This is a genomic window from Lachnoclostridium sp. An14 (assembly GCF_002160755.1).
Lineage (GTDB): Bacteria > Bacillota > Clostridia > Lachnospirales > Lachnospiraceae > Lachnoclostridium_A.
This window is the reverse complement of the sequence record NZ_NFLE01000017.1, coordinates 48,642-61,090: the sequence shown is the minus strand read 5'-3', so window position 1 is coordinate 61,090 and position 12,449 is coordinate 48,642. Positions and strand designations below refer to the sequence as shown.

The window sequence follows — 12,449 nt, the reverse complement described above, 5'->3', positions numbered from 1 at the left end:
GCCGTTCCTCCTTTATGCCTGTTTCTGATAGCGGTCTCCAAGGTAAGCCTTGATCACCTCTGGATTATTCTGAATCTCCTTGGGAACTCCCTCCGCGATCTTGGAACCAAAATTGATGACCGTTATGTTATGGCTGATATTCATAACCACATCCATATTATGCTCGATTAAAAACAGATCCACTCCGCTCTCAAAAATGTGAAACAGGATGTCAATCAGCTGCTTTCTTTCCGACGGATTCAGACCAGCTGCCGGCTCATCCAGCAGAATCAATCGCGGCTTGGTCATCATCGTCCTGGCCAACTCCACCATCTTCAGCATACCATATGGCAGACCGCCCACCGTCTTGTCTGCCACATCCTGCATTTTCATAAATTCCAGCACCTGATCCGCCGCCTCAGATAATGCTTTTTCTTCCCTCCTTGCCCCTGGTATGTCAAACAAAAATCTTAAAATATTGCTTTTCGCATAAAACATCTGACCGCCCACCATCAAGTTTTCTTTAACAGTCAGCGTGTTAAAAAGCTTGATATTCTGGAATGTCCGTCCTAATCCCAGTCTTGAGATTTCATAGGTAGGTTTTCCTGTAATGTCCACTCCGTTAAAAATAACCTTTCCCTCTGTCGGTAAAAACACTCCGTCAATCATATTGATCGTGGTCGTTTTTCCGGATCCGTTGGGCCCGATTAACGAGTGAATCGAGCGCTCCTTTACGGCAAAGCTTAAATCATTTACAGCAACCAGGCCGGCAAACCGCTTTGTCAAATGTTGAATTTCCAATACACTCATACGATTTCCTCCTACCTCTTGCGTTTTAATTTCTTAACTACCGATAAAATGCCTCCCGGCATAAACAGGATACATAACAGAATCAATATGGAATAGGTCAGCTGGTAGTACTCTCCCAGGAACCTTAAAAATTCCGGGAGCATGGAAACAATCACAGCTCCTAAAATACAGCCCCACAAATTTCCCATACCTCCGATCAGAATCATCACCACAAACGTCACCGAAAGATTGAGGGTAAACGTGGAGGCATTGATATAAGAAGAATAATGGGCATACAGACCACCGGCTACACATCCGAATACGGACGCCAGGGTAAACGCGATGATTTTGATATGAGCGGTATTGATTCCACAGGTGGATACCGCGTCTATGTTGTCCCGAATGGCAATGAAGGCCCGTCCCCATTTTGAGTGCATGATCCGATAACTGATGAAACCGAACAGAATCACAAACGCCAGAATGAAATAGTAATTCTGAATTTTTGATGTTATTTCATAACCAAATACGGTGAATGGAGGAATATTTCTCACGCCCTGCGCGCCTCCGGTAAAGTCTGTCATATTGTTAGCCAGCTGCCGCACTGCCTCCGCAAATGCAATGGTAGTCAGAGACAGGTAAACTCCTTCCAGACGAAAGCTGGGATATCCCAGACCGACTCCAATCAAAAAGCCTACTCCTATGACTACAATCAGCGCAATCCACGGGGAGATGGAGGTTTTCGTTGTCAACAGCGCTGAAGTATAGGCCCCCAGGCAGAAAATCCCTGCTGTCCCCAAATTCATCTGCCCTGTCATTCCGGTAATAAAATTCAGCCCAAACGCGATAATGATATAGATCAAAGTCAGGCAGAACATTGTCACGTAGTAGGTATTGCTGACCACCTGCGGCAATAGCAAAGCAGCCGCCACTGCCAGCACATATCCATACCGTTTTATTGTTTTTGACATCTTTCCACCCCCTTATCGTCTTTTCCCTAAAATCCCCGTTGGTTTCACCATCAGCACGGCAATCAGAAATACGAACGCCACTACATCTTTGAACGTAGAAGGAAAAACCATACCTGCGATGTTTTCTGCTACTCCCAGAATGAGACCTCCCAGAATCGCTCCCGGCAGAGAACCGAAACTTCCGATTACGCCCGCTGCGAACCCTTTTAAAGATATCATGGTCGCCATCGAGGCATTGACACTGGATACCGGAATAATCGCAATCCCCAACACACAGCAGATCGCAAAGCTAATTGCCGTAGTGATTGCCATATTACTTCTTACATTGATTCCCATAAGCGCGGCTGCTGTTTTGTTCGATGCCACGCACCTCATGGCTTTTCCCACTTTCGTGCATTTCATAAATAAGTTGAGCAGAAACACAATGACCAGCGCGATCATAATGATATAAATATAGGCTTTTGCCACCACCAAGCTGCCGAGGCGGAATGTTCCCGACATAAAACCTTTTACGGTCATGGCCTCCGGCCCATAATACAGACGAACCGCCTCATTTATGATATTTCCCAGCATCACCGTCGCCATAATCGCGCATAAACGGTTCATATTTCTCAGCGGTATAAAAATAGATACTGCAACGACCACGCCTAAAGCTGCCACCAGGATCACCGCCCCCATAATGCCTGGTATAAAGCCTAGTCCCATATCCAAAATCATAGACCCTGCGTAAATGTAAGCTCCCAGCATGATCACTTTTTCATGGCCAAAATTCAACAGGCCCATGGAATTCCAGATCAATGTATACTCGATCCCTACCAAAGCATAGACAAACCCCATGGCAATTCCGCTGACCAAAAGCTGCATTGCAATCGTCACGAAAATACCTCCTTCTCGTATCATAGGAAAGAGCTTTCGCCTATACGTGCGAAACACACTTTCCTATGATCAAAGCGGGGGAAACATTCCCCCCGCACGTTACTGAATGACATCTATGTATTCGATCTGCAGGTCCTTACACTGTCCGAGAATAATTTCATGAATCATTTCTCCATCCTCGTTACAGTTGAAATCACCTACCAGCCCGGGAACGTCTTTTGTCTCTCTCAAAGCTTTCGCTACATCTTCCCCGTTGGTGCTGCCTGCGCGTTCAATACCATCTGCCAATGCGTATACTGCGCTGTAATAAGCCGCGCAATGCAGATCCACACTTTCCTCAGCCCCGTATTCTGCCTGATATGCAGCGATGAAGTCCTGTACTTCCTGATTCGTATTATTGGTCAAGAAATCAGTGACACAGTACCAGCCCTCCACCCACGACGGCTCCATCTGCGCAAGGCAGGAATCGACCGCCAGTGACGGATTCGTGATTGTGGGTGCCTGAAGTCCCAGCTCAGACATCTGTCTGGCTACGATAGGATAGGCCGCCTCTGTCGCCCAAATCATGACACCGTCGCAATTTTCGTTGATACACTTTAAAATCTGAGACGTGACATCTGTATCCTCATTGTTAAAGGACTGCGCGCAATATTCCACACCTACGGAATCAAAGTACTTTGCCGCTACCTGCATTCCGCCGGTTCCAAAGTCATCACTGCCGTGAAGAATCGCCACTTTAGTGACACCGTACTCATCCACCAGATATGCCGCCGCAGCCGCAGCCTGAAGATCATCGGAAGCCCGGATCCGGAACAGGAAATCATTATCACACTCATTTACAAATTTCGGGCTTGTCCCTCCTACCAGCATAGGAACCTGAGCCTCTTTGATAATGGATTCAATTGCCAGGCCCTGAGAACTGTAATGAGGGCCAATAATTCCTACAACACCTTCACTGATCAGTTTATTCGTCGCATTGATTGCCACGTCGGTCGTATTGCTACAGTCCTGAACATCGGCTTCCAGCTGCCGCCCCAGCACGCCTCCATTTTCATTAATCTCGTCGATAGCCATCAAAACTCCGTTTCTCATATGTTCTCCGTTTAACGGATAACCGGTCAGAGTTGCCATTACACCGATCTTAATGGGATCTCCGCTTTCCGCCGCAGCCTCTGTTTTCTCCGTTTCTCCGCTATTTTCCACGTTCTGCGCCGAAGTTCCCCCTGCATTGTCCTGACCACCTCCACAGGCCGCCATTGAAAACATCATCAGTCCTGCCATCAATATAGAAACTGCCTTCCTTTTTCTCATAAATTTTTCTCCCTTCTTTTAAGATATAGATTTCCGCGGTGAAAAACGTCTGCCTTTCAGCCCAGCAGTCCCGGAGAATCTCGCCTTGCTGCCCAGTTCTTTTTCAATCTCCAGGAACCGGTTTGCTACCAATCCCACTGCCATCTCCCGGACTGCACAGGCATTGATTCCTACACAGTAATCTGCGATTGCGTCTCCCTCCCCTCTGCTTTCACAAGGCATGACGCCATATCCGTTCCGGTACGCAAACTGTACCATCTCAAGCGTCTCGCTGATCGTTCCCACCTGGTTTACTTTTAATAGTACCGTATTGGCTGCTCCGATTTTCGCTCCATATGCCACACGTTTAGGATTGGTGGTAAACAGATCATCTCCAACAATCTGGATGTCCACCCGGCGAACCAACTCTGCATGGCTCTCATAATCATCCTCATAAAACGGATCTTCTATGATTACGAATGGATAATTCGCCACCGCATACTCATATAATTCCATCATTTCTTCTTTTGTCTTAGGTTTTTCTGAGAAAATCCCTTTGTATTTCTGATCTGTCCTGTCGTAGTAACAATCCGACGCCACATCCATCTGGATTCCTACTTTTCCCTCATGACCCGCTTTCCGAATCGTCTCAGCCATCAGTTCCCAGAGTTCTTCATCTGATTTAAAATATCCCTTGGGTATGTCAAACAGGCCATAGTAATCCGGCGGGTAAATGCCCATTCCTCTCATGGTCTCTGTCCACAGCTCCTGGATCTCCCATCCTGCATAGGATGCTTCTGAAAAGCTCTCAAATCCATGGCACATGAAGGAATATGTGGGCTTTGTATCCGGTGTGGTCACACATCCGCCATACCGTTCATGTCCCGCTGCCGCCGGAACTCCTGGAACTGGAAGATACATGGCACTGGTTCCTCCGATATGACGATACAGAGGAATTCCTAAGCTCTTTGCCCCAGCCTTCAAAACCGCAGCTGACACGGCAGCAATTGCATTTCCGCCTAAATGGGCCTTTTTTTCCTCCGGAATGTTCAGCATCGCCTGATCCACCGCGTACTGATCCGTAGCATCCATTCCCACAAGAACTGGCTCCAAAATCTCCTTCACCGCCCGCACAGCCTTTTCCACTCCCAGTCCATTCCACCGGTCGCCTCCATCATAAGAGAACTTTACCTCATGCGTTCCCATAGAAATCCCTGCTGTACAGACTGCTCTCCCTTCCGCGCCGCCTTTGGTAATTACAACGGCCTCTACCCCCGGATGATGCCTCCAAGTAAATACCTGCATTGCTGATACCGAAACAATCTCGTGTTTTGACACCCCTCATTCTCCTTTCATTGTTTACTATTACAAGCCAAATATCATATGATATTTTAGCTTATATCAAAATTTACTATCAAGGTAAAAAATAAGGGGACACAAAGATTTCCCTATTCTTCGTGTCCCCTCTCTCTCCGTCTCTGGGTTTTTGTAACTTTTGTATATACAAATAATATCATATGATATTATAATTGTCAATAGTCACAATATATTTTTACAAAAATCACTTTTCTCTTTTTAGCGGTTGAACTCTCACCTACTCTGACAAAAAGCATTCTCATCCGTCAACTTTTCTTCCCAGAACTGTCATACCATTCGGCAGTTTATTTCCCCCCTTTGTATTCTGCCCATATCTGGGCACATTTCACAGCCCGGCTCCAGCCATCCAGCAGATGCTCCCGTTCAGACTCCTCCATCCGGCTGCAAAACCGCTTTTCCATGTTCCAGTTTTTCCGCAGTTCTTCTTTTCCATTCCAAAATTCCACTGACAGCCCCGCCAGATATGCCGCTCCCAAAGCTGTTGTTTCCACGCATTGAGGCCGCTCCAGAATCGCGTTAGAAATGTCGGCTTGAAACTGCAGGAGAAAATCATTCCCGCTGGCGCCGCCGTCTACTTTTAATTCTTTCATTTGAATTCCAGAATCTGCCTCCATCGCCCGAATTAAATCATTAACCTGATACGCCAATGATTCTACCACTGCCCGGATAAACTGTTCCTTTCCCGTCCCTCTGGTCAGTCCTACGACCATTCCCCTGGCATACGGATTCCAATACGGAGCTCCCAGCCCGGCAAAAGCCGGAACTACATAAACTCCGTCTGTACTGTCCACTGCCCTGCAGTAATCTTCCGACTGTGGCGCTGTCCGCAGCATTCTCATTTCATCCCGTAGCCATTGAATTGCCGCCCCTGCGACAAAAACACTTCCCTCCAGTGCATACTGGACCTGTCCATCTATTCCCACTGCAATCGTAGTTAACAGTCCATTCCCAGATTTTACTCGTTTTTTTCCCGTATTCATCAGTGTAAAACATCCGGTACCATACGTATTTTTTACCATTCCCGGCTCAAAACAGCATTGTCCAAACAAAGCCGCCTGCTGATCCCCCGCCACACCTGTTATGGGAATCTCCGCTCCCAGTACCTCCGTTGCCGTATTTCCAAACGCATCGCTGGACATCCGAACCTCCGGCATCATTTGACGGGGAATCCGAAAATACTTTAACAGCATTTCATCCCAGCACAACTGCTCAATATCAAATAACATTGTCCTGGACGCGTTGGTGACATCCGTGGCAAAGGCCCGTCCTCCTGTCAATTTCCAGATTAACCAGGTATCTATCGTTCCAAAAAGCAAGTCCCCCTTCTCCGCCTTTTGTCTGGCTCCTGGTACATGATCCAAAATCCACTCTATTTTGCTGCCAGAGAAATACGCGTCAGGAATCAACCCTGTCTTTTGTTTTATGTATTCCTCCATTCCATCTTGTTTCAGTCTTTCAATCCTCTCCGCAGTCCTTCTGCACTGCCATACAATCGCTTTGTGAATGGGCAGTCCAGTCTCCCGATCCCAGATAACGGTCGTCTCTCGCTGATTCGTAATCCCAATTGCCGCAATCTCCTCCGCCGACACACCAATTGCTCCCATAGCCTCGATAGCAACTCCGATCTGTGTCGCCCAAATCTCCATCGGATCATGCTCTACCCAACCAGGCCTGGGATAATACTGTGTAAATTCCTTCTGTGCAACACTTCTCACATTTCCTTCCCGATCAAACAAAATACATCTGGAACTGGTCGTACCTTGATCCATAGCCATCACGTATCGTTTTTCCATAGTCTTACCCCCCTCCATCTTGCGCTAAAAACAAAAAGAGTAATCATCCCCTTTCTGGAAATGCTCACTCTTTTTTCTCAAGCCCCTGTTCGTAATTCTCACATCTCGCAGTTATCTGAATGTTGTTTCGATTCCCTATGCGTTTTTTATCTGATTTTTCAAAAAATCTATGGAATACTGATATACTTTTTCTTTCCACTCTATAGAGCTGAATTGGTGATCCGCCCCCTCTATTACCCGCAGACACGCATTGCCGCCATACATATCCATATAAGATCCCGCAGATGCTATGGGTATTTTCTCATCCCTTTCTCCGTGAACCAGCAGCACTCTGCCTCTATATCCCTTGGATTCATTCACAACGTCCGTCTTTCTTAGTTCCTCAATGAATTCCCCCGCCAGCTTTAATCCTCCCACATCATAATACGTTTGATACTCGCCGGGAATCGCTCCGGCTCTCCTGCTAATATCAAAATATGCCGTATTTCCTGCGGACCACAGAAGCAGTCCCTTCGGCTGTTTCTCCACCGCCGCAATTCCAGCCACTGCCCCTCCCAAACTGTGTCCGGCCATAAAAATTTTTTTTGGATCCACAAACGCCTGCTGCGCTGCCCACTGGTAGATTGCCTTCGCCTGTTCCACTTCATCCAGAAAGCGCATTTCCTCAAACTCCCCTTCGCTTTCTCCACACCCGTAAAAATCAAATCGGATACAGGCGATCCCTGCCATTTCACATCTTCGGGCAAACAGTTCATGCAGCCGCATTAATCCTACCTTTTCTACCGTAAATCCATGATAGAAACAAACCGCCGGGTAACGTCCATTCCCTCTCTCAGGTACTCTTACACAACCACGAAGTATTTTTCCATTAACGTTCAATTCCACTGCTTGATACATGGCACCGCCTCCTTCTATATCCAGTATATCAGCCCCCTCCTCCCTATAAAATGGGTCTCGTACCCAAAACTTCCATCCCCAATTTGTGTTGCTGGCACATATTCGTTACCCATGTTAAAATAGTATAATGAACCAAAAGGGGGAAATTTTATGAACCAGGAGATCACTTTTTACCGCAGACTATGTGAAACTCTGAAACAATCCATTCCCGCAACCGCAGTGGTCGTAGGACAGCAGAACAGGATTCTGGCTGCCCCGTCTTCCCGCGCCCGTTCAGATGCCACCGCAATTCTGAACCAGCATTCCTCTGTTTCCCACACGCTGTACACACACAGGGAAAATGGTGTGTTTATTTGTCACATCCTGCTGATAGGGGAAAATACGGCTGTGTTTCACTCTTACCTGGCCTGCCTCCTTCACCTTTTTATCCGAAACTCCGATGGTTCTCCTGCCCCGCTCCGTCCCTTGGATCAAACCATACTGGTGAATCAGCTCATCGTCTCTGGACCTCCTCTTTCAAATGCCATTTTTACCTTGAAACAAATGGGGTACTCCCTTTATCTTCCTCGTCAGGCCGTTTTGATCACTGCCCTTCCTTCTGTTAAAGTACAAGGGCAAACTTGCTCACTGCAGAATATCCTGACAGAATTTTTCCTGTCTGACCCCGCTTTTACTGCTGAGGACATCTGCGGATTTCCAACCGAAGAAACCTGTCTGATTTTCAAGCAGGTTCCCTCTGAATCCGACAGTCGAAAAACTCTCCACTCATTCCTGCTGCGGCTCCGGGAAACCCTCTTTGACACCTGCTGTCTTCAAACAGTAATTGCTGTAGGCAGCCCCTATGTTTCGCCTGAGGATCTTCACAACAGTTTTGCTGAAACGGATTTTCTCCTTTCCCATGCCAGCGCTCTCTATGATAATAGTGGTCAAACCAAAGCGGTACTGTACATAGAAGATTTTCTCTTTGAATATTTGATGTCCAAGCTGCCTCCAGCTTACTTAACAGATGCCCAGAAACCTCTTACCGAAATCTGCGACGCCGATCCAGTTCTAAGCCAAACCATTGCCGCCCTCTGCCGTCACAACTGCAGCCCCACCGCGGCTGCCAAAGAGCTTGGTCTTCACCGCAACACCCTGCAGCAGCGTCTCCACAAATTAAAAAATAAGCTGGAAGGCAATTCACTAAACGATGACCGGCGGCGAATGCTGTTTCACACCTTCCATCTTCTTCAAAACCAGTCTCGGCACCTTCATGCCGGAATCGTAATCCAGCCCGGTAGCATCCTGCACAAAGGACTGTGGAAACTCTCAGAATTTCTGTATAATCGCAGTCATGGTTCCATCCGTTTGTCCGTCCACACCATAGCTGTCTCCGGCGACAATCAGATGCTGCTTGACCTGCTTTCTAACCATGATCTGGACATTGCCGTTTTATTTACAGGATCGTTAAACGCGTTTACTGGAGGAAGGGCCTCTGTGCTGGAACTGCCTTTTTTGTTCGACTCCGTTTATCAAGCAGAACGGGCGCTCAATACTGTGGCCATACAGGAACTTTCTCCCTCAGTAGAAAATGCCGGCCTGCGGCTCTCCCATATCTGGACTATGGGCTGGCGCTATCTTACCTCCGGCAACGCTCCCGTTGCCCATCCAGACGATCTGAAGGGAAAATATGTCCGAACCATGCACCACACCTTATCATCCGCATATTTTGAATCCATCGGAGCCATTCCCATTTTTATTGGTTATCAGAATTTGCCGGAAGCCCTTAAGACCGACACGGTCTTCTGCCAGGAGAACCCTGCCGGCAATATTTTAGAGACAGGCCTTTACCGATACCAGCATTTTTTGACCGATATTCCATTTACCCTTAGCAGCGAAGCACTGCTTGTTTCATCAAATGTATGGGAAAGCCTGTCACCGGAGCAACAAACGATTTTTACGGAATGTGTTTCCGATACCACAGCCTGGTTATATGAGGAGCAGAGCCGCCTGACGGAACACAGCCTCTCCATATTAACTTCCCAGAAGGGGATGCGGCTCGTCCACCCAGATGCCGATGCTCAGGCTGCATGGAAACAGTATGCTGACACACTCCATAACACATATAAAAACACACCTTTATATAAAAAAATCCAAACTGTAAAGGAGGAATTCCATGACGTCTGACTCCCTGTTCCTAATTTTTCACAATCTTCAAAGTGCCTTTCCAAACAGCGCCATTGCCCTGTCAGACCGCAAAGGTACTCCTCTGTTTTACTGCAACGCCAGACACCCCTCCTCTATGTCTTACAGCCTGGAATTTTCTCTCTTTTCCGATCACAACCTGCGCATGACATTTTCATCGGAGGACTTTCCCATCTCCTCTGTACCTGAACGCATGGTTCACGCCCTGCTCAGCCTGGTAGAATCTCATTCTCCCATCCCCGGCCCCGGTGACGCGGATAGTATGACCCGTTTCGCGCAACGCCTGATCGCTCCACAGGAAAAGCGGGAAAATCTAATTCCTGTAATGGCAGCGAATCTGGGAATTGATCTGAATATTTCTCGTATTGTATGTGTACTTCAGGTCCCTCAAAACGCATTCCCCTCTGACAACGCGTTTGCTCTGCTCCGAAAGAACTTGATTACCCGAGGCGCAGTAAGCCAACAAGATATTCTGGCCTCCTTAACTCCGGAATTGGTGTTGTACGCCTGCGCCATCCCAAACGGAAAAGACCCCCGGAAATGGCTGACTTACTGGTTTCAATCCTTTTCCCGCCTATTTTCTCCTTCCACCCGAATGGGAGTCGGCTACCCGGTCCGTCAGCTGAAAGAATATCGCGCAGCCTTTTTAACTGCCCTTTGCGCCTGCAAGTTTCCTTCTCCTTTTTCCCTGCCCAGCTTTGCAGTCGATTACCCGGCCGAATCCATTATAGCCCTTACACCACAGCCAATTTTAGAACATTTTTTGGAAGAAACCGCAAAAAAACTAGCTCATACCCCAAATTTGGCAGCCACAGCTTTAGCTTTAAACCGTTATGACCTGAATGTTTCTGCTGCCGCTACTGCCCTGCACATTCACAAAAACACCGTGGTTTTTCGTTTTCAACAACTGAAGAAACTGCTAAATATGGATCCTGTCCACTGTGACCATGATCGTTTTCGTTTTATCCTATTATGTCTGTACATGGAAACATCTGAAAAAAAGAAAGAAGGAGTCTGATATGAAAAAAGAATTGAACATCCCTTACGGAACCTCATCTCTCACCTGCAAAATTGAAGAAAACCTACTAAAAGCAGTCATCTCCGACCGGATGCACCAGTATGTTTCAGCCGGTTCACCAGATACCATTGTCTCCAGTGCTCTGGCCAATCCCTTGGGCACTAAACCGCTCCACGAGCTAGTCAAAGGCAAAAAACGCATTACTATCGTCACCAGCGATCACACGCGTCCTATGCCCAGCTCTGTGACCATGCCCCTTCTCCTGTCGGAAATCCGGCGCGGAAATCCTGACGCAGACATCACCATACTGATCGGGACCGGCACCCACAGAGCTACAACACCCCAGGAGATTGAAAATCGTTTCGGTCCTGCCATTACAGCCTCGGAGCGGATCTGCGTCCATGACTGCGACGAACTCGATTCTATGAGAGAAATCGGTCGGACGCCTGCCGGAAACATGATTGCCCTCAACAAACTGGCAGTGGAAACAGACCTTCTGATCGCCGAAGGCTTTATTGAACCCCACTTTTTTGCCGGCTTTTCCGGGGGACGCAAAAGCATTATGCCCGGCGTGGCCGCCCGCAGTTCCATCATGTACAACCACTGTGCCGAAATGATTGCGGACTGCCACTCCCAGGCAGGAATTCTGGAACACAACCCTATCCATGAAGACATGGTTTTTGCTGCCAAAAAAACTGGTCTGGCATTTATTTTAAATGTGGTTCTGAATAATCAAAAAGAAATCGTTGCCGCTTTTGCCGGAGATATGGAAAAAGCGCATCAGGCAGGGACCGGCTTTCTTGCCTCCCTTTGCCAATGCGCTCCTGTGATATCAGATATTGTCATTACCTCCAACGGAGGCTATCCTCTGGATCAAAACATTTATCAGAGTGTAAAATGTATGACTACTGCTGCCAAAACCTGCCGCCCCGGCGGCGTTATTATCGCCGTCTGCCAATGCCGGGACGGACACGGCGGAGACAGTTTTTTTGAAACCTTTGCCTCCGAACCCGATACCCGGCTGATCATGGAACAGATCCAAAATCGCAATTCAACGGATACTGTGCCGGATCAGTGGCAGTCCCAGATATTCTGCCGCATTCTCTTAAACTATCACGTAATTTTAGTAAGCGATGCCCCAAAAAGCATAGTAGAGCACCTGCATTTAACTTACGCTACCGGCATCGACGAGGCTATTGTTCTGGCTAAAGCCATGATACAGACTGAACGTCCTTCCATTACTGTCATTCCTGACGGACTGTCTGTCATGTTTTAACA

10 protein-coding genes are annotated in these 12,449 nt (G+C 47.6%); 3 read left to right on the top strand and 7 right to left on the bottom strand.

Annotated elements, in window-relative coordinates:
- Positions 1-12: 12 nt before the first annotated feature.
- The 7 genes from B5E84_RS11140 to B5E84_RS11110 all read right to left on the bottom strand — a co-directional run bounded on the left by B5E84_RS11140 (position 13) and on the right by B5E84_RS11110 (position 7,969).
- Positions 13-789 (bottom strand): ABC transporter ATP-binding protein, encoded by a 777-nt coding sequence (locus tag B5E84_RS11140; protein ID WP_087222692.1) that lies wholly within the window; start codon positions 787-789, stop codon positions 13-15.
- 11 nt (positions 790-800) lie between these two features.
- Positions 801-1,736: a branched-chain amino acid ABC transporter permease gene (locus B5E84_RS11135; RefSeq protein WP_087222690.1), complete on the bottom strand. Its 936-nt coding sequence runs from the start codon at positions 1,734-1,736 to the stop codon at positions 801-803.
- 12 nt (positions 1,737-1,748) lie between these two features.
- A complete protein-coding gene (locus tag B5E84_RS11130) occupies positions 1,749-2,612 on the bottom strand; it encodes a branched-chain amino acid ABC transporter permease (RefSeq protein WP_087222688.1) in 864 nt (287 codons plus the stop codon).
- Between the two features lie 99 nt (positions 2,613-2,711).
- Positions 2,712-3,923 (bottom strand): ABC transporter substrate-binding protein, encoded by a 1,212-nt coding sequence (locus tag B5E84_RS11125; RefSeq protein ID WP_087222686.1) that lies wholly within the window; start codon positions 3,921-3,923, stop codon positions 2,712-2,714.
- An 18-nt stretch (positions 3,924-3,941) separates the two neighbouring features.
- A complete protein-coding gene (locus B5E84_RS11120) occupies positions 3,942-5,240 on the bottom strand; it encodes an enolase C-terminal domain-like protein (protein ID WP_143469210.1) in 1,299 nt (432 codons plus the stop codon).
- Between the two features lie 323 nt (positions 5,241-5,563).
- Positions 5,564-7,072: a glycerol kinase GlpK gene (gene glpK / locus B5E84_RS11115; RefSeq protein WP_087222682.1), complete on the bottom strand. Its 1,509-nt coding sequence runs from the start codon at positions 7,070-7,072 to the stop codon at positions 5,564-5,566.
- Between the two features lie 135 nt (positions 7,073-7,207).
- Positions 7,208-7,969: an alpha/beta hydrolase family protein gene (locus tag B5E84_RS11110; RefSeq protein WP_087222680.1), complete on the bottom strand. Its 762-nt coding sequence runs from the start codon at positions 7,967-7,969 to the stop codon at positions 7,208-7,210.
- A gap of 150 nt (positions 7,970-8,119) precedes the next feature.
- Here B5E84_RS11110 and dctP point away from each other — a divergent pair, with 150 nt between their 5' ends.
- From dctP to larA, 3 genes are read left to right on the top strand one after another with little or no spacing between them, the layout of a single operon-like run.
- Positions 8,120-10,135 carry a TRAP transporter substrate-binding protein DctP gene (dctP, locus tag B5E84_RS11105; RefSeq protein WP_087222678.1) on the top strand — a complete coding sequence of 672 codons (2,016 nt, stop codon included), beginning with the start codon at positions 8,120-8,122 and terminating at the stop codon, positions 10,133-10,135.
- A complete protein-coding gene (locus B5E84_RS11100) occupies positions 10,125-11,171 on the top strand; it encodes a PucR family transcriptional regulator (RefSeq protein WP_087222676.1) in 1,047 nt (348 codons plus the stop codon). The genes dctP and B5E84_RS11100 overlap by 11 nt, the downstream gene beginning before the upstream one ends.
- A 1-nt stretch (position 11,172) precedes the next feature.
- Complete coding sequence (gene larA / locus B5E84_RS11095; protein ID WP_087222674.1) at positions 11,173-12,447, top strand: nickel-dependent lactate racemase; 1,275 nt, start codon at positions 11,173-11,175, stop codon at positions 12,445-12,447.
- Positions 12,448-12,449: the final 2 nt, after the last annotated feature.

Excerpts from the sequence above, each read along its gene's own strand:
- B5E84_RS11100 (WP_087222676.1), top strand. The coding sequence starts at position 10,125 with ATGACGTCTGACTCCCTGTTCCTAATTTTTCACAATCTTCAAAGTGCC.
- B5E84_RS11125 (WP_087222686.1), bottom strand. The coding sequence starts at position 3,923 with ATGAGAAAAAGGAAGGCAGTTTCTATATTGATGGCAGGACTGATGATG.
- B5E84_RS11110 (WP_087222680.1), bottom strand. The coding sequence starts at position 7,969 with ATGTATCAAGCAGTGGAATTGAACGTTAATGGAAAAATACTTCGTGGT.
- B5E84_RS11135 (WP_087222690.1), bottom strand. The coding sequence starts at position 1,736 with ATGTCAAAAACAATAAAACGGTATGGATATGTGCTGGCAGTGGCGGCT.
- dctP (WP_087222678.1), top strand. The coding sequence starts at position 8,120 with ATGAACCAGGAGATCACTTTTTACCGCAGACTATGTGAAACTCTGAAA.
- glpK (WP_087222682.1), bottom strand. The coding sequence starts at position 7,072 with ATGGAAAAACGATACGTGATGGCTATGGATCAAGGTACGACCAGTTCC.
- B5E84_RS11140 (WP_087222692.1), bottom strand. The coding sequence starts at position 789 with ATGAGTGTATTGGAAATTCAACATTTGACAAAGCGGTTTGCCGGCCTG.
- larA (WP_087222674.1), top strand. The coding sequence starts at position 11,173 with ATGAAAAAAGAATTGAACATCCCTTACGGAACCTCATCTCTCACCTGC.